Genomic DNA, 18,754 nt, shown 5'->3' with positions numbered 1-18,754 from the left:
TAAAGGATTAACCCATGTTTAAGAAAATTTCCATAGTAATTGTTGCCCTCATTGTAATTCTACTTGCCGCTGCTGCTGCCATTCCAACATTTTTTAGAAAAGAGATTGATGCTAAACTGAAATCAACCATTAATAAAAGTATAAATGCCAAGGTAGATTTTAAAGACCTGGATTTAAGTTTGATTACTTCTTTCCCCAACTTGGGGATAAAAATCAACGATTTGACTATCATCGGTGTCGACAGCTTTGCTAAAGATACACTTGCAAATGTTAAACAATTGCAATTAAATGTTAACTTATTGAGCGTAATTAAAGGCGAAACCTATCAAATCAAATCCGTAGATCTGTATGAACCTACAATTTATGCCAAGGTTTTAAAAAGTGGAAAGACGAATTGGGATATCATGAAAAAAGATTCGGCTGCAAATAACAATGATACAGCTAAAACAGCATTTAATGTTGCCTTGCAAAAATATGCTATTGTGAATGGCAATATTACCTATGATGATGCTTCTCTTGGTTTCTTTATGGAATTGAAAACCCTTAATCATAACGGTAAAGGAGATTTCACACAAGATTTGTTTACGCTAAAAACACAATCTGATATTGAAAAACTGACTGTCAAATACGGTGGAATTCCTTATTTGAATAAAGTAAAGCTGGATGCAGAGTTGCCGATTGATATTGATATGAAAAATATGAAGTTCACTTTTGCTGAAAATAAAATCAAATTAAATGAGCTTGTTCTATCTGCTGTTGGTTATCTGGCTATGCCAAATGAGAATGATATTACCATGGATTTGAAATTTGATGCTAAACAATCGGAACTTAAAAATTTCCTTTCATTAATTCCGGCTATTTATGCTTCGAACTTTAAGGATATGGAAGCGACTGGAAAATTTACTATGAATGGAACTGCAAAAGGCACTTACAACGAGCAGTCGCTGCCCGCATTTGACGTTAATCTCTCCATTGAAAATGGAAAAATAAAATACCCAACGCTACCTTCAGCAATCAATAATATTCAAGTTAAATGTAACATCAGTAACCCAGATGGCGTAATGGATCATACTGTAGTAAATGTGCCGGCCTTCCATTTGGAGTTTGGCAATGTGCCTGTTGATGGAAGATTGCTTTTGAAAAATCCAACAACAGACCCATTTGTAGATATGGCATTGAAGGGTAAATTGGATTTGAAACAATTGACTGCAATATTCCCGATGAAGGATATGACTTTAACAGGGATTTTGGATGCTGATGTTCAGGCAGCAGGCCGCAAATCTTCAATCGATAAAGGGCAATATGAAGCTTTCAAGGCATCCGGACAAATGTTGGCAAGCAACTTTACTTATTCAGGTAAAAATGTACCGATGCCCGTTAGTGTGCCGACAGCAAAAATGACTTTTAGCCCTAAAAACATAACGTTGAGTAATTTAACTGCGAAAGTGGGCAAAAGTGATTTCGCCGCTAACGGATCTGTAAATAATTACCTCAGTTATTTTTTCAAAAAGAACCAAGCGCTACAGGGTAACTTCAATTTGTCATCAAACTTAATTGATGTAAATGAGTTAATGGGACCCAAATCGGCAACAGCAGAAAGTGATGCTAAAAAAAGCACTTCCAAGTTATCAGTGTTTGAAGTTCCAGGAAATATCGATTTTAAAGTTGCCGCGAAGGCTGGAAGAGTGCTGTACGATACCTACAATATTACAAATGCTCAGGGAGCACTCTTAGTAAAAAATAAAACAATTACCTTTCAAAACATGGGCATGAATATGCTTGATGGTACTGTGAAAATGAACGGATATTATGCTACTTTGGATCCGAAAAAACCAAAAGTTGATGTTGATTTTGGTATCGAGAAGATGAGTATTCAAAAGGCATTTGGTGCTTTCAATACAATAAAGTTGCTAGCGCCGGTAGCCAAATTTGCACAAGGGGTATTTTCTACCAACCTAAAGTTCAATTCAGATTTGGATCAAAACATGATGCCCGTATATTCCAGTATAAATGCCGATGGTTTGGCAGATATTATTCAAGCTACCGTTGCGGGTTTCGAACCGTTAAATAAGTTGGCTTCGGCATTGAGTTCTGATAAATTAAAGAAGCTGGAGCTGAACAATGTGATTACCAAATTTAAAATTAAAGATGGCCGGTTAAATGTTGCTCCTTTCGATATTAAAAAGGATGGCATTGTTATGAATGTTCAAGGTTCAAACGGATTGGACCAAACGATGGCTTACGATTTAGCCTTAAACGTACCTCGGGCAATGCTTGGTGCTAAGGCAAATGAAACTGCAAATGCGATGATTGCAAAATTAAACAGTAAAGTGGGTTCAAATGTATCCATGAGTGAAACAATAAAAGTAAACGCAGTTTTAGGCGGAACAATTTTGAAACCAACTATTGGCTTAAAATATGGTGCTGGAGATGCAAAGTTAGCTGCAAAAGATGCTGTAAACTCTGTTATCGCAGAGAAAAAGGCCGAATTACAAACAAAGGCACAGGCTAAAATTGATACCGTTAAAGCTAAAGCTACAGAAAAGGTTAAAGATGCTATTGCTGATAAATTGAATAATTTATTTAAAAAGAAGAACAAATAATTAAATACGTAAGCGCCTAGTTAGTTAATAGTTACGATTTTTATGGTTTCACGAAACTGTAAAAATCGCAGCTTAAGTGATTAAATAATCACATATTTCGTAATTTGGTAAAATATAATTTTTGGTTTTGCGTTATCAGACTAATCTGCAGAATAACAATGTCCCGAAGATCTAAAATTACGTACCTTTAAAGGATGAATTTCAAGTACATCATTAAACTTGCTTTTTCTGCACTCTCTTTGGCCTTGGTATTTGGTAAAACAAATGCACAAGTGGTTATAGGTACAACTCAAACCAACGGTAGCGAATCGAACAACATTGTAACAGCGGTTCCTTTTTTATTGATTACCCCGGATGCTCGTTCCGGTGCAATGGGTGATGCAGGTGTTGCCGTTTCAGGCGATGTAAATTCGGCGAGTATAAATGCTTCTAAATTGGCATTTATCGATAGACCCTACGGTTTTTCAGTTTCTTATAGTCCGTGGTTGAAAAGTTTGGTGCCTGATATTAATCTTGCATATTTAAGTGGCTTTTACAAACTTGATGATCGAAATACTATTGGTGCTTCACTACGCTATTTTTCGTTAGGTACTATTCAATTAACAGATCTTAATCAGCAAGATTTAGGTATTGCAAACCCTAACGAACTGGCATTTGATGTTTCATTCGCCAGAAGCTTTGGCGAGGAATTTTCATTAGGTTCGTCCGTTAGATATATTTATTCAAATTTAGCCTCTGGTCAGTTATCTTCTTCAGGCCAGGTACGCGGAGGTAAATCAGTAGCAGTAGATGTTTCTGGATTATATAAAACAGCAACAACCATGTTCGGAAAGCAGGCTGTGTTATCTGCAGGTGCCAATATCTCAAACATTGGTACAAAAATGAGCTATTCTGACGGCGGTGAGAATTTTTTCTTACCTACCAATTTTAAACTTGGCGGGGCCTCGACTATTGTTGTTGATGATTATAGCACCTTTACCTTAGCGCTCGATTTTAATAAATTGTTGGTTCCAACCCAGCCTATTTACGATTCGAACAACAATATTATTAGTGGTAGAGATCCAAATCGTTCTGTTCCTGCTGGTATTTTTGGCTCGTTCTCTGATGCGCCAGGTGGTTTTAGCGAAGAACTCAGAGAGGTTGGAATTTCGACGGGTTTAGAATATTGGTACAACCAGCAGTTTGCTTTGCGGGCAGGATATAATTATCAAAGTCCATTAAAAGGTGATAGTAGATATTTTACCCTGGGTTTAGGTTTGAAATACAACGTTTTCAATATTGATTTCTCGTATTTGTTAGCAAACGCACAAACAAGTCCACTGGCCAACACGCTCCGTTTCGGTCTTTTGTTTAACTTTGGCGATAAGAAAATCATTAGATAAGATTTTCATAAAGTTTTCCAATATTCAGTTAAACATTTAATCTTTTTCCAATGAAAATTAGAGTAGGCTTTGGTTTCGATGTGCATCAACTAAAAGATCAACATCCGTTTGTAGTTGGTGGTGTAACGTTAGATCATCATAAGGGCGCTTTTGGCCATTCGGATGCTGATGTTTTGCTTCACGCCATTTGCGATGCTTTACTAGGCGCTGCTAACCTTCGCGATATTGGTTTTCATTTTAAAAATACCGATGATCGCTGGAAAGGAATAAGCAGCATTATCCTGCTAAAAGAAACAGTTAAATTATTGGCTGATAAAGGCTGGCAAGTGGGAAACATCGATGCTATGCTTTGTTTGGAAGCTCCAAAAATCAATCCTCACATTCCGGCCATGCAAGAAAATATCGCTGAAGCAATCGGAATTAGCACAGAAGATATTTCGATTAAAGCTACCACAAATGAAACGATGGGTTTTGTAGGTAGGGAAGAGGGCGTTGTCGCCTACGCCGTTTGTTTAATCGAAAAAGTATAAATTCCAATAAATATTTTGAAGCGCAAAACCAGTTTAAAACATTAAATTTATGCTCGTTTTGCGCTTTTATACCTGCCTACGGTTGGCAGGCTTCGCTCGTCATGCTTCTTCACTGCAGGGTAACGATTCAACCGGGACTACAAAGCAGCAACAGTATTCATTTTCATAGTTTGCAAGGTGCTGACTCTTATTGCAAAGGTTCTGTCTAACAGAATTGCTGAGCGATGGTTTCCATAATTGATCTCACAAAGATGACGAATTGCAGGCTTCTATTAATTCAACTGAAGGTCATGAAACGTTCCTACGGAACGAAATTGAAATTTTATCTTTCGTCTACCCAGGATTCGTCCCTACGGGACGGGAAACTGTTCTTCTAGCATTAATAGCATGAAAGGTGCTGAAATAAGTTTGTAATGAACGAAATTGTTAGCTTATATGTAGCATAAATATGGAAAGTACTAAGCGTTCATTTTATAACCGATCGTCGCTATGATTTTATTTGAGGACCTGATTACATGCGTAACATTCTTTTCAAATACCAAACCGCCAATTGCTACCCGTATAAATTTCGTTCCGTAGGAACGATTCATCGGTAGCACATTATAACGTTATGCCCTCGTTCCGTAGGAACGTTTTATGATAACAATAAAGTCAATTGGAAATCTATCAAATTGATTGTTCATTGCATCAAACAACAGCTTCCTTCACATTTCCTGTTCTTTTTAGCGTTCCCCAAGATTCCAGTTCTCCTTTGATGGCTTTTCTCATCGATCTAAAAAGAACCAGGTACATCAGCTGCCGCCAAAAAAACCGCTGAGGAAAAAGGTAAATCAGGTTTTTTAGCTTCTCTTTCTCCATTTTAAATGCAATGGCTGCAAAAATGATATCAACAAAAATGAAGATCAAATAATAAAACAGCACTTGACCGAAGCCATTGTGTAAGCTTAAAATTCCGGAGATACCAGTTAACGTTAAATTGTTAATGGTACTCAAAGAAAACAGACCACTTACCAATGAAATCAGCATAAACAAATCTGCCAAAGGGGAAAACAGGGGCAAAATAATTTGATAGATTAGAATATTAGGCATGCCTATCATTCCAAAATAGCCGTATTTTTTATTTAGTAGTGTTTTGCGGTTTTTCCAAAAACTCTGCATCACACCAAAGCTCCAGCGAAAACGTTGCTTTAAAAGCATATTTACAGTTTCTGGCGCTTCGGTATAGGCTATAGCTGAATCACAGTTTTTTACTTTATAGCCTGCTTTTAAAATCCGCATGGTTAAATCGCAATCTTCAGCTAGCGTATCGATGGTGAAACCCCCAACTTCTAACACTACCGCTTTTCTAAATGCTCCAATAGCACCAGGTACAACTGTTATCGTGTTTAATAAATCGAACGCTCTGCGATCCATGTTTTGCGAGGTGATATACTCTATCGATTGCCATCTGGTGATGAGGTTTCGCGTATTTCCAACCTTAACCGTACCGGCAACAGCAGCAATGTCTTCCTTATAGAAATAACGCATCATTTCTGTTACTGCATTTGCTTTCAGTTGCGTGTCAGCATCAATACAAATGATAAAGTCAGCATTGGCTCTGGCAATTCCATAATTCAGCGCAGAAGCCTTACCGCCATTTTCTTTTTTATAAACTTTAACCTGTGCATGATTGCCGAAGTGGGTATCGATAACCTGGAAGGTGTTGTCTTTCGACCCATCATCAACAAAAATCAATTCGAAATTCGGATAATCAATTTTCAGCAGACTTTGGATAGTTTGTACAGCGGTGATTTCTTCATTGTAAGCCGGAATGATAATACTTACCATTTGGTTAGGATTTTGAACAAGTTCAGCCGCATTCAGTTTTGCCAGTTTACGCTGTTTAATTGCCAGGTAGGCAATAAAAATCGTCCTTAGAATAGCTAAAACAATAGCCACGGAAAATACCGCGTTCAAGATGATATTACCGTAATAAAAGAAGTTTATGAAAAAATAATCTCCCGATCCGGTAAATCCGCTATTCGCTTCGGAATTTACAGCGGGCATCAGCTCTGCTCTTTTTTTGCCCATTAAATCGCCAACGGTGGTGAAAGTATAACCCTGAGATTTGAAAAATTTAATAATTCGCGGCAAGGCTGCAACGGTTGCTTCGCGATTCCCGCCAGCATCGTGTAAAAGCAGAATGTTTCCGTTATCTTTTTGTTTTACCACCTCGTTGAAAATCTGATCTGCTGTTTTGCCAGGCTCCCAATCTTCAGGATCGATATACTCACCAATGTTAATGTAGTTTTCTTTACGACTTTGTGCCACAGGCAAAATTTCTGATATATTTTGCGGCTCGGCATCTGCATTGAAAGGCGCACGAAATAAAATAGTACTATGGCCAGTAACCGCCTCAATCAATCTTCTGGTGGCATTAAGCTCAAATTTTACCCTTCGAGGGCCAATGGCTGACATATCAGGATGAAAAAAGGTGTGATTTCCAATTTCATAACCTTCATCATATTCTCTTCTCAACAATTCCATGTTTTTTTCGGCCATGATGCCTACAACAAAGAAACAACCCGGCACTTTTTCCTGTTTTAAAATTTGAAGAACCTGTGGCGTGTAAACAGGATCAGGACCATCATCAAATGTAAGCGCAATTTTTTTGTCGGCTTCCCCAAACCGTTTAATCACATATTTTTCTGGCAAAAGAATGTACTTTTGGTTTGCGATGCTGAAATCAGTTTTATTAAGCGTAAACTGAACGGCACCAGGTTTGGGCGTAGAAACCAAATCCAATATCTCTCCGTCGCCAATGTAAGAGATGCCAGTCATGTTCAAAGTAGAAATCTTGCGTAGATCGAATGGCTTTTTCTCTAAAGCATTCAAGCTCAAATCTTCAGAAATGAAAGACCATAACCTTTTATCTTCTGATCCTAAACGCCACAGGGCAATACCTGCGATTCCCCAATCATCAGCTTTGCGTATGATGTTGAAATAGGTTGCCGCATCTGTAAAATATACATCATGTTGAATGCCGCTTCCATCTTTATAACTATAATTCAAATTTGCGGAGGAAGGATTGTAGGTTACTGCACTTTTGTAATTGACAGCAGAAGTGATCGCTTCTTCATAGGTTACAGATTTGCCAACACTATTTTTTGGCCAATCATAACCATAACAAGCCAATGCTAATATTACTTTATCCGCATCAACTTTAGTGCAAATATGATCAAGCTTCTCTTCTACCCATTCTTGGTTTGATACATCGCCAGAATTGCTTAAATCTGTATGCTGATCATAAGCCATAATCACAATGTAATCATTGTATTTCTGCAAAATATCGGGTTGATAATCATCATTTTCAGGAGAAATATCTTGAGATACAATTAGATTTTTTGCATGAAACTGATTGTACAGATTTTTCATAAAGGAATTGAAACTATTGCTGTTTTCAAGATTCAACTCTTCAAAATCAACATTTATTCCTTTGTATCCATATTTTTGAACGATTGATATCAAGTTAGAAATTAACTTTTGTTGAGCGGGTAGATCATTCAGTAATCGTTTCACAGCATTGCCATCCCAATGGTCTTTATTAAAATTAGAAACTACTGCAATGGCTGATTTTTTACTGTCGTGAATAACTTTCAATGCGGCAGTGTCGGCCTTATCAACAATAGAATCGCCATTTAGGAAAAAGGATTCTGTAGCAACCATATCAAGGTGGCCAATATTTCGCTTAACGTCTGATAAGGATTCGTTTTTTGTACCTGCCCAACTTACATAAAAAGCCATATTAATGCGTTTGTGATTGCCACGTCTATGAAGCACTCTATTCTCACGGTCCTTTTTTATTTTTTGCAGCTTCGATTTCGCTATAGAGAAAGCTTTGTATTGTTGCGATTTTTTTAATTTATCTAGCTGCTTAGCCGTAAGCGGCGTATTGGTATTAATAAAAGGCAATTTTGGCGCCTGAACCGACGATAAAGTAAACGCAACGCAAACAATCGCGATGATGAAAACTAAAAAAAACGATCGGCTAACCCAGGTAAAAGTATTCCAGCGTCTTTTGTTCTCAGTTTGAAATATTTGTTTTCCGGACATTTTTCTTCTGATTTAATAATCAAATGTCACTAACGAATATGAAGATTGTATGAAAATGATTTGGAGCGCAATGCCTGCAATATTTCTTAACGTTCCTCCTGCTTTACGCTATATTCCCGATGAAAAAAGAATCGGGAGATACCGCTGCAATCAGGGCTAAGTACTTACATAGGCACAAAAAAGCCGGCAATCTTTAATAAAAAAGCCGGCTCAAAATATAAATTATAAACCTGTATTATTCTTCTAAATAACCAAATCTGCCTTGATTGTAGTCTGAAATTGCCTGAGTAATCTCAGCCTCCGTGTTCATCAAGAATGGACCGTATTGAACAATTGGCTCATCAATTGGTTCACCGCTTAAGATTAATACAACGGAATTTTCAAGCGCTTCAATTTTAATTTCTTCTCCTTCATTTTTGAAGTAGATGAAATTATCGGCAGAAACGATTTCATTGTTATTTACCTGAATTGAACCTTCAATCACCATAAATCCGGTGTTAAAGTTTGCGGGAAAACTAAATTCGGTTTTTCCGCCTTTGTTTAACCTTGCATTGTACAATTCTATAGGTGTGAAAGTACTGGCGTTGCCCTTAATTCCATGATAGCTTCCTGCAATGATTTCAATTTTTCCGCCATCATCGCTTAAATTATAATGGGCCATTTCACTTTGCTGAATAGCCTGATATTTTGGCTTATTCATTTTGAATTTTGCCGGAAGATTAACCCAAAGTTGGACCATTTGAAAAGGGCCACCCGCCAAGCTGTAGTTCTCTTCGTGATATTCTTTATGTAAAATACCGCTTGCTGCTGTCATCCATTGCACATCGCCTGGATAAATAACGCCGCTATTGCCCGAACTATCATGATGCGCCACTGCTCCATGGTAAGCAATAGTAACGGTTTCGAAACCGCGATGGGGGTGTACGCCAACGCCCCGAGGCTCTTTCCTGGCAGAAAATTCAATCTTTGAGCCATAATCCATTAAGAAAAAAGGGCTCATATTAATTTCATAACCGCTCGGAAAGAACTTATGCACTCTAAAGCCATCTCCAACCATGTGTGGTGCAGGTGCTTTTAGAATATTGGCTATTTGTTTAGTTTCCATACTTGGAGATTTGGTTCAGCGTTTGGATGTAGGCGATTTGAACAACGCTTAACGCCTATACACTTAAGCTTGTTTTACAAACTGCAATTCTCCAAGAAGGCGTACTTCTTCACTCACCATAACACCACCTGTTTCCAATGCAGCATTCCAGGTTAAACCAAAATCAGAACGGTTAATTTTTCCACTTAAGGTAAAACCAGCCTTAGTATTTCCCCATGGGTCAGTTGCAATACCACCGAATTCAGCAGTTAATTTTACAGGTTTAGTTTCTCCTTTAATGGTTAAGTCACCTTTAACAATGTAATCGTCGCCATCTTTCTCTACTGAAGTAGATTTAAATTCGATGTGTGCAAATTTTTCAGCGTCAAAGAAATCTCCGCTTTTTAAGTGGTTATCACGATCTGTATTTCCTGTATCTAACGAATTAATATCGCCTTTGAAAGAGATCTCACTGTTTTCAAACTCGTCGCCTTCTGAAGTTAGTTCGGCTGAAAAAGATTTTAAGCTACCTGTAACGGTAGTAATCATTAAGTGTTTTACTTTAAATTGTAATTCGCTGTGTGTTGGATCTAATGTCCATTTAGTAGTTGCCATATCTTTTTGTTTTTGAGGTGTTTAATATTTACACTACAAAATTACAGCATGGGCCTGAAATAGAAATTGATGTATGTTAATTAAATGAGTGAATTAGAGAATGATAGATTGATTCGAACGAATTACGAAAAGGATTGATTAGAAAATGTTTACAATTTGGAAATTCAACACTCAAAATTTCTACGATGGTCTAAAGTGTTTATTGGCCAGTTCTTTTCTCACACGACTTAAAGATTCTGGCGTTATTCCCAGGTAAGATGCAATCATCCACTGCGGAACGCGGAGCGTGAGGTTTGGGTAAAGTTTTATAAAATCGAGGTAACGTTCTTCAGCTGTTGCACTTAAAAGCATATTAATCCTTTTTTGCATAAACCGGATAGAATTATTAAGTAATCTTGTGTGCATGGGCTGCAAACATGGAACTTGTATAGCGGCTTGTTCCATGAAGTCGTTTGGCATAATCACTACTTCTGTCGCTTCAATAGCATCTATAAAAAAAACAGATGCTTCATTGTTCATGCTATTGCGATCAGATATTAACCAGTTCTCGGGAGCAAACTGAAGGATATGTTCTTTGCCTTTTGCATCAATAGAGTAAGCACGAAGCAGACCTTTACAAACAAAAAAGCCGTGTTTCGTGATGTCGCCAGTGTATTGAACGATTTCGGTTTTATCGAATTTCTTTATTTTTAAACCAGTGGAAATACTGTCGAATTGCTCATCAGTTATTTGAATTTTTTCTTTAAGGTAATTTTTAAACTGATCAATCATAAGTGCTGAAATTACTTTTTCGCAGGCTTAATATCAGAAAAATCTACGCCACACTTGCAATTACCACCACATCCATCTTTTTTAACCTGTAAAGATTTATAAACCAAACGGCCAACGTATACCAATGCAACCGCAAAAAGTAGAAAGACTAAAATCGTTTGAGTATTCATAAAACAAATATAAGCTGATTTAGCGGTTTTGAGTTCAGAAGAGTGTAAAAAAGGTTATTCTTCCATAAAACCGACTGTTCCGCCAACCCAATCGAAATCTGCATTGTAACGAACACCGATCATTTTACCTTTACTTAGCCGACCTAAATTTGTGCAAAGTTGCGGCTCACCTCCATCAGGCCATAAATACATCATTCTAATTTCTGCCTTTACGCCACCATCGGGAGATTGAACAGCAGGTTCGTAAGTAACTTTCCGTTGTAAAATCCAATTTTCCGGATCAGCGATTTTAGTAATATCAGCTTCGGTAACATCTATAATCACCCCCATTCCCGCAAAAGAGAAAAGTGGTTTTAGAACATAATTTTCCAGGTCAGTCGGTGTTGTAGACAACTCATTTAAAAAACGGGTTTCAGGAACAAATTCACTTTTTAAAAATGGCATGGTATACTTACTTATTCTGTAAAACCAGTTTGGGTGCGTCACCCATTCAATGTCCAGTTCTTCCCGTGGGTCGAAACTGTTTTTAAATATTTCGGTATTGTTGGCTACTTCATCGAATATTAACCGATTATAAATTCGTTTCAATTGGATTTGCTGACCATTTTCTTCGTAAAATAACTGTTTACCATTTTTCTTGATATCCTCTAAAGCCAGGATTTTAATGCCGAGCATCTTTTGGGTTACGAAAAAATCAATAGCAGTTTTTTGGTTTGGGGCATCTACATCCATCAAAGCAACTTCATGCGGTTGATGTTTGCCTATAATTACTTCTTTAAAAAGTTTGATGTATTTTTCTTCGTCAAAACCGTTTAAGAAATGATTCACGGAGTTATCGATGTCAAAACACTTCCTAAAGGTGTTTGCCAAATGAATTTGAAAGCCATACAGTGAGGGGAAACCTTGCATTTCGATCAGCATTGGGGTTAATTCGCCAGCTTCGTTTTTGCAAATTCCGAAATCAAAAGTTAAAAAATGGGGCTGTTCATTCTCATTCGGAACATTCCAATCTGCAGGAATCGATTTTTGCGTTAATTCCTTAAAGTTCGGCTGTTTTATTAAATTAACGATTTCTTCACCTGCCGCAATCAGCTTTTCTTTTAATGCTTTGGGTACAAAAATTGGCGTTTCGGCAACTCGAAAGGGAATTTCGAAATAGTCGCTTTCCAACTCAGTTATGAAGTTTTTGTATTTTTCTTCCGTAAACTGTTCGTTATATTTTCGGCGTTGAGCTGGTATCATATATAATGTGTTATTTAGATTTTGCCAAGTAAGGCATCTTTATGTAGGTCAGCCAATTCTAAATCCAAATTTGACATAAAACTGCATTGAATTAATTTAATGATTTCATTCCGATTTATTGTGTTCGGATTTCTTCTCATTTTCATGTAATGGTCTCTTGTAATTCTCATGGTCAGCTCTCCAATTGAAATATATTCAATCTCCCGACTCAGCTTCCTTGCTGCCCAGTTAGAAATCAAGAAAGTCAAAATTCCAATTAAAGCAAGTTTCCAACTAAAGAAGAAAGCTAGAAATGACAGTAAAAATCCTACAGCAATAAATAGCCCCAACCAAGGTTTCATACTTAATATGTCAATTGGTACGCCTAATGCTTTTTGAAAGGCTTTTATTTTTTTTCTGCGTCCAGTTTTAGGGAAAATTTCATCAATTAGAGTATCTGGTTTGATTGTTCCCTTATCAATTTTTTGTGAAAAGAAAATTGCTTCACGGATTTTATAAAAAGCTTGTTGAGAAGTACAACTTTCTTCATTCTGATAAGGAATGTTGTTCTGGAAAACCTGGCAGATATCTCCAAATGTTTTTGCTGTTGAAAAAGCATTAGATTTCAAATTCAGATCGAAAGCCTTGTCTAGATAGCCCAATGTATCCTCTACATCCTGTAATTCTACATCTTCGAGCTTATATTCTTCTACCGCTTTCATGATGTTGGTTTTACGCCTCCTGTAAATTCCCGATCGCTTTTTTTAAGAAATTAGGAAGGATAATGCTTTGGGTTAACATAATTCTGGCAGGATCATCAAGGCTGTTAAGCATGTCCAAATATTTTTGCTCCCCATGCATATCAACAATAGCCTTTTTCTTTTCATCTTGTAGCAAGTACATTTTCATCCCAATGGGATCTGCCTCAGGGTGGAATTGAGTGCCAATAATTTCATCAGAAAAACGGATGGACATCATACATCTTTCCAAATCAACATGTTTACGTTCTTTTTCTATGGCCAGCAGTTTAGCTCCTTTGGCCTCAAAAGCAGCGAAATCTGGCTCGATTACCTGCCAATCTCTACTGTCAACTGAGAAAAACGGATTTGTGATGCCACTGAAAATTTCATCTTGTTCGCCATCCTCAGTTAAAGTGATGGGAAAGATTCCGAAAGCATTTGATCGTCTTTCCGTTACATTTCCCAAGCCGAACTTTCTACAAGCCAGTTGGAAAGAATGACAAATTAAAAAAGCATATTTTTTTTCTTCCTCATTCGATGCATTAAAAGCTTCAATCTGATCTAATAGGTTAAAAAAATCGTTTTCCCATTTTTCACCCTTACTTTCAATCGGGCTACCCGGACCACCGCTCGAGATATAGGCATCGTATTCAATACCTGGTATTTCACCTTTCTGTCTTAAATCGAAAATATCAAAAGAAAGGTTAATGTTGTTATCGTTTCTAAATCGGGATAAAATTTCCTGAATACCCCGCATACCTTGATTAGGTGCGCCGTTATTCATGTCAATAACGGCGACCTTTAAGTCTCTTTTATCCATTTTAAAATTACTTTGCGCCTATAAGTGTTTGAGTAGTAATGTAGTCTACCACCGATTCAAAGTTACCGGTTTGTTGGTAAACTGCCAACTGCCTGTCTGCACCTGTGCCATGCTCAAGTATTTTATGAACGTAGTTTAAATCGTTTCGGCAACCCAAATCATCCACCACATCATCTACAAAATCAAGTAACTCAAGCACGAGGTTGCGACAATTTACTTCCATTTCTTTGCCAAAATCGATTAAATTTCCGTCGATTCCGTAGCGGGCAGCACGCCATTTGTTTTCGTTAATTAAGGCTCTGGAATAACTGATAAATTCCATATTCTGCAAACGCAGTTTATACAATTTAGCACATAAAGCCTGGAATAGAGCCGTAAAAGCCATTGTTTCATCAATTAACATCGGGCAATCGCAAATGCGAAACTCAACGGTATCGAAGAAAGGATGTACGCGGATATCCCACCAGATCTTCTTGGCGTTATCCATGCAATTGGTTTTAATCAGGAGCTTTACATAGTTATCGTAATCTTCAATGCTATTGAAAATATCTGGAATGCCTGTGCGTGGAAATTTATCAAAAATCTTAGTTCTGAATGACTTATAGCCCGTATTTCTCGATTCCCAAAAAGGAGAATTGGTTGACAAAGCAAATACGTGGGGCAGGAAATACCTGACCTGATTTGCTATATGAATAGCCAACTCACGAGATTGAAAACCGACGTGAACGTGTAAGCCAAAAATTAAATTTGAACGAGCTGCTTCCTGCAGCTCGTTTACAATTTCATTATAACGGGGATGTTCTGTAATGAGTTGTTTTTCCCAGTGGGAGAATGGGTGGGTTCCGGCTGCGCCGATTCTTAAACCCTGCTCACCGGCAAGCTGAGAAACCGTGTATCTCAATTGAGAAATTTCTTTACGGGCTTCTTCAGTTGTTTTGCAAATTCCTGTTCCAACCTCTACTACGGCCTGGTGCATTTCTGCCTTAACCTGGTCTTTGTGTATTTTTTGGGCAGCTTCTACAATTTTTTGGTCATGCGAGGTAAGTTCCCTGGTAACGGGATCAACTACCATGTACTCTTCCTCTATGCCCAGCGTAAATTCGTTCATCCTATTAATATTTGGTTATATAATCCCGTTATTTTATTGGCTTTTTCTTAGCCACAGGTTTTGCTTCTGTTTTAGGCTCAGCTTTTGGTTTGGCAGGCGCTTTTTCGGCTTTTACTTTCTCTACTTTTGCTGCCGGTGCCTCTGCTTTTGGCACTGCAGGTTTAGCAGTAGCTTTTGCCATTAATGGTTTGCCTGCAACAGAAGTTTTAATGTATTCGCCCCAGGTTAAATTATCCTGACCAGGTTTTTGTGCTTTTGCTCTTTCGATAGCATAATTAGCAGTGGTTTCTACTACCCAATCAAAGTTTTCCTGTCCAACACTTTTAATGTCGGCATCGGGTGCTGGATTACAGAAATCGATGGCGATAGGCACCCCATCACGCACCGCAAATTCTACAGTATTAAAATCGTAACCTAGATATTGGCACAATTTCAGCGTATATTCTTCTACTGTTTTCAATAATTTTGGATCTGGTGTTTTTCCATCAACAGCATAACGCAAATGATGCGGGTTGCGAGGTTCGTACTGCATAATGCGTACATGTTTTCCGCCGATGCAATAACATCTGAAATACTCATCAAAAATGATTTCTTCCTGCAAAAGCATCACCAACTGTTCAGTTCCTGCATGTTTATCAAAAAAATCTTCTTTATCATGTAATTTATAAACGTCTCGCCAGCCGCCACCATCATAGGGTTTCATGTAAGCGGGGAAACCCACATAATCGAAAATCGCATCCCAGTTTAAAGGCATAGTTAAGTTTGAGAAAGATTCGCCTGTTGTCCCGGTAGGGTGTTGACGTGATGGAATCAAAGCTGTTTTCGGAACCGGAACTCCAATTTGTTCGGCCAATGCATTATTGAAAAATTTCTCGTCGGCACTCCACCAAAATGGATTATTAATTACTGCGGTACCTGTAATGGCTGCATTTTTTAACGAAGCCCTGTAAAAAGGAACATCCTGCGAAATGCGGTCAATAATTACGGCATAATCCAAGGGATTATTTTGCAGTATTTTCTCTATTTTAACTGGTTCGGCACTAATGCCTTTTTCTGCTTTTTGGTTAATTCTCTCTACAACGGCTTCAGGAAAAGAGCGTTCCTGGCCAAATAATATCCCTATTTTTTTCATTGGTACTTTTTATGTTTAGGTGTGTAATCAGTATAACTGATTAATTGTTTTTATCGCTAAATTGTTTGACTGCCGCAGTTATAATTGCGCAATATAATTGGGAAACATTTCTCTCCAAATTGGCCAGTCATGGTCGGCATTTTGGCGGATATCAAGCCAGTGATTGATGCCTTTCTGTGCAAGTATGCCCGATAACCGTTCGTTGTCTGGCCGGCACATATCTCTATCGGTAGTACCCAAAACAATTTTCATGTAATGAAGTTCAGGATTGCTGTTGTTCATCAAATTATCAACCGGATTGTTGAAATAAACATCATCATTATAAAATCCATCTAACTGACCACTGATATCAAATGCGCCACTCATGCTAAACATATGGCTCACCAGCCAGGGATGCCTGAAAGCAAAATTGGCGGCATGGTACCCACCAAAACTACAGCCAGCAGTGATAATTTTGCTGTGCCCGGTTTCATGTCTGGCTAAAGGTGCAACTTCCTCCAGTAGATACTTGTCGTACCAAATGTGATTTTTTACTCTATCTGCGGGATGTATGCTTTTGTTGTACCAGCTTAATTTATCAATGCCATCAGGGCAATAAATCTTAATTTTTCCTTCATTGATAAAACCCTCAACCGAATCTATCAATTTGAAGTCTTTGTTTTCGAAATATCGCCCCATGCTCGTTGGGAATAGTAGAATAGGGATACCACCGTGACCGAAGATGAGCATGTCGATTTCAGCACTTAAATTCGGGCTGTACCACTTTTTATGTTCTTCTTTAACCATATATAAAATTGAATGTTTTAAGATAGAAATTTAATTCAACAAAAAGAATGTAATCGTTTTAAAATAAAGGATTTTGTAAAAAATGCCCGCCTTTAATTGATAGTTTATCAAGATTTGTACATTTGTACTTTTTATCAAACTGTGCCGAGCGATTGGGGGTTAGAATATTATGTACACAACAATTTTATCAGTAAAAGTTAATACCAGTAATTTTAAGATACCATCTGCTTATCTGAAGCGGGAGGTTGAAATAGATATATATGCACCTGAAGGCATTTTAGGCAATGAGAAAATAGAACTTCTTTTGCTAAACGATGGCCAGGATGTAGCAAAGATGAATTTCAGTAAAATTTTGCAAGAAGCACATCATAATAAAAGAAATCACAGGTTAATCGTTGTTGCCATTAGGGCATCTACCGAACGATTAATGGAGTATGGGGTTGCAGGCGTTGCTGATTTTAAAGGCCGTGGAGCCAAAGCAAGTTTGTATACCGACTTTGTGATTAAGGAGCTTTTGCCTTTTGTGAAAAAGAAAATTGCCATGCCTATTACTGGAAGAGTTGGTTTTGCGGGGTTTTCTTTAGGTGGTTTATCAGCTTTTGATATTGCGTGGAATAACCCATCGGTTTTCGATGTGATTGGTGTTTTTTCGGGGGCTTTTTGGTGGAGAAAAAAAGATTTAACCGAAGGCTATACGGACGCAGATCGGATCATGCATTCACTTATTGATTCTACTTCTACAAAGCCTGATATGAAGTTCTGGTTAATGACTGGAACTGAAGATGAAAAAGCAGATCGCAACAAAAACTTAATAATCGATTCTATTGATGATACCATCGATGTAGTGAAATCTCTTTTAAGGAAGGGCTACAAGCGCCCTGAAAATATATTTTACTATGAAAAAGTTGGCGGTAAACATGATGTGCCTACCTGGGAAAGCGTGATGCCTGCCTTTTTAGATTGGGCATTTGAAGTTTAGTAGTCTACTGATATTTATTAAGAATTGGCGTATCGAAAATTGTCCAAAGGCAGGCCTTTTGGTCGCAGCTTTTTAATGCGCTATTTGCCCACGTGTTGCAGGTTTTAAAAATGCTGTAACTTCCTTTCGCTTTATAAAAAGCGTCGGTATCATCGTAATGGATTTCCGAACCAATGTTTATGAAGTTTCCATTTTCATCAGCAAGGAAGCTAGCCGTAATGTAGTTGATTAACTCCTGATACTGTTTGTTGCTAATGATAATCTTTTTACAATGCTGATCCTCAACGGGAGTATGATAGTAGCTGGTATGCATTGCTGAAGTACTTAAGCCAGTAATTGCCCGAAGGCCGGTGCTCAGTTTAAGGTCTGAAATTTCCGGGGTTTCAAGGTAAAACTTCTCATCGCCCCAGCCAAAAGCCAGGTAATTGTAGGTCCTGTCTGCATGTACAGTATGGCTGTACTTAATTTCTTTCGTCCAATCTTTTAGCAAATGCGTTGCTGGTACCGCGATATCTGTGTGAATGCCATTACTTATGATATAAATGGAAACGTCATTGCTCGGTACTGGTTTCCCGTTCACCGTAATCCGCGACAATATAAAAGCAGCAAGAAAATAAAAGGCTATAAGCGATAGAAATACCACCATTACCCGTGCTGCATATCTTAAAAATCTTTTATTCATTACTGTTAATGCCAGAAATCATTGTTCGGTAACCCATAA

General features: G+C 37.8%; 16 protein-coding genes. 4 read left to right on the top strand and 12 right to left on the bottom strand.

Features of this window, described 5'->3' with window-relative positions; genetic code table 11:
- Positions 1–14: 14 nt before the first annotated feature.
- The 3 genes from ACZZZC_RS00765 (at position 15) to ispF (ending at position 4,515) form a co-directional block, all read left to right on the top strand.
- On the top strand, positions 15–2,603 hold the full coding sequence (locus ACZZZC_RS00765) for an AsmA-like C-terminal region-containing protein (RefSeq protein ID WP_463486385.1): 2,589 nt from the start codon (positions 15–17) through the stop codon (positions 2,601–2,603).
- A gap of 194 nt (positions 2,604–2,797) precedes the next feature.
- A complete protein-coding gene (gene porV / locus ACZZZC_RS00760) occupies positions 2,798–3,985 on the top strand; it encodes a type IX secretion system outer membrane channel protein PorV (RefSeq protein ID WP_463484395.1) in 1,188 nt (395 codons plus the stop codon).
- Between the two features lie 50 nt (positions 3,986–4,035).
- Positions 4,036–4,515: a 2-C-methyl-D-erythritol 2,4-cyclodiphosphate synthase gene (ispF, locus tag ACZZZC_RS00755; protein WP_463484394.1), complete on the top strand. Its 480-nt coding sequence runs from the start codon at positions 4,036–4,038 to the stop codon at positions 4,513–4,515.
- Between the two features lie 687 nt (positions 4,516–5,202).
- Here the strand turns inward: ispF and ACZZZC_RS00750 are convergent.
- The 11 genes from ACZZZC_RS00750 to ACZZZC_RS00700 form a co-directional block, all read right to left on the bottom strand.
- Positions 5,203–8,607, bottom strand: coding sequence for a glycosyltransferase (locus ACZZZC_RS00750; protein WP_463486384.1), 3,405 nt, complete (start codon positions 8,605–8,607; stop codon positions 5,203–5,205).
- 235 nt (positions 8,608–8,842) lie between these two features.
- Complete coding sequence (locus ACZZZC_RS00745) at positions 8,843–9,712, bottom strand: pirin family protein (protein WP_463484392.1); 870 nt, start codon at positions 9,710–9,712, stop codon at positions 8,843–8,845.
- A 63-nt stretch (positions 9,713–9,775) separates the two neighbouring features.
- Entirely contained in the window at positions 9,776–10,306 is a 531-nt protein-coding gene (locus ACZZZC_RS00740) for a YceI family protein (protein ID WP_463484391.1), read from the bottom strand.
- Positions 10,307–10,486: 180 nt separating this feature from the next.
- Positions 10,487–11,077, bottom strand: a complete 591-nt coding sequence (locus ACZZZC_RS00735; protein WP_056850792.1) for a Crp/Fnr family transcriptional regulator — start codon at positions 11,075–11,077, stop codon at positions 10,487–10,489.
- Positions 11,078–11,088: 11 nt separating this feature from the next.
- Positions 11,089–11,247: a FeoB-associated Cys-rich membrane protein gene (locus ACZZZC_RS00730; RefSeq protein ID WP_082455068.1), complete on the bottom strand. Its 159-nt coding sequence runs from the start codon at positions 11,245–11,247 to the stop codon at positions 11,089–11,091.
- A 54-nt stretch (positions 11,248–11,301) separates the two neighbouring features.
- Positions 11,302–12,489 carry a hypothetical protein gene (locus ACZZZC_RS00725; RefSeq protein ID WP_463486383.1) on the bottom strand — a complete coding sequence of 396 codons (1,188 nt, stop codon included), beginning with the start codon at positions 12,487–12,489 and terminating at the stop codon, positions 11,302–11,304.
- A 14-nt stretch (positions 12,490–12,503) separates the two neighbouring features.
- Positions 12,504–13,190, bottom strand: coding sequence for a hypothetical protein (locus ACZZZC_RS00720; protein ID WP_463486382.1), 687 nt, complete (start codon positions 13,188–13,190; stop codon positions 12,504–12,506).
- Between the two features lie 10 nt (positions 13,191–13,200).
- The gene (locus ACZZZC_RS00715; RefSeq protein ID WP_463486381.1) at positions 13,201–14,028 is read right to left on the bottom strand and encodes a type 1 glutamine amidotransferase; all 828 of its coding nucleotides are present in this window, start codon (positions 14,026–14,028) and stop codon (positions 13,201–13,203) included.
- A 7-nt stretch (positions 14,029–14,035) separates the two neighbouring features.
- On the bottom strand, positions 14,036–15,136 hold the full coding sequence (locus ACZZZC_RS00710) for a carboxylate-amine ligase (protein WP_231425443.1): 1,101 nt from the start codon (positions 15,134–15,136) through the stop codon (positions 14,036–14,038).
- 28 nt (positions 15,137–15,164) lie between these two features.
- Positions 15,165–16,268: a hypothetical protein gene (locus ACZZZC_RS00705; protein ID WP_463486380.1), complete on the bottom strand. Its 1,104-nt coding sequence runs from the start codon at positions 16,266–16,268 to the stop codon at positions 15,165–15,167.
- Positions 16,269–16,346: 78 nt separating this feature from the next.
- Positions 16,347–17,054 (bottom strand): esterase family protein, encoded by a 708-nt coding sequence (locus ACZZZC_RS00700; protein ID WP_463486379.1) that lies wholly within the window; start codon positions 17,052–17,054, stop codon positions 16,347–16,349.
- Positions 17,055–17,223: 169 nt separating this feature from the next.
- Between ACZZZC_RS00700 and ACZZZC_RS00695 the strand changes: the two genes are divergently transcribed.
- On the top strand, positions 17,224–18,033 hold the full coding sequence (locus ACZZZC_RS00695) for an alpha/beta hydrolase (protein ID WP_463486378.1): 810 nt from the start codon (positions 17,224–17,226) through the stop codon (positions 18,031–18,033).
- A gap of 4 nt (positions 18,034–18,037) precedes the next feature.
- Here the strand turns inward: ACZZZC_RS00695 and ACZZZC_RS00690 are convergent, their stop codons facing one another.
- Positions 18,038–18,715: a TIGR02117 family protein gene (locus ACZZZC_RS00690; RefSeq protein WP_463486377.1), complete on the bottom strand. Its 678-nt coding sequence runs from the start codon at positions 18,713–18,715 to the stop codon at positions 18,038–18,040.
- Positions 18,716–18,754: the final 39 nt, after the last annotated feature.

The organism is Pedobacter sp. AC212 (assembly GCF_979258625.1).
The sequence above is the reverse complement of the archived record's forward strand: the minus strand, read 5'-3'. Positions and strand labels throughout refer to the sequence as shown.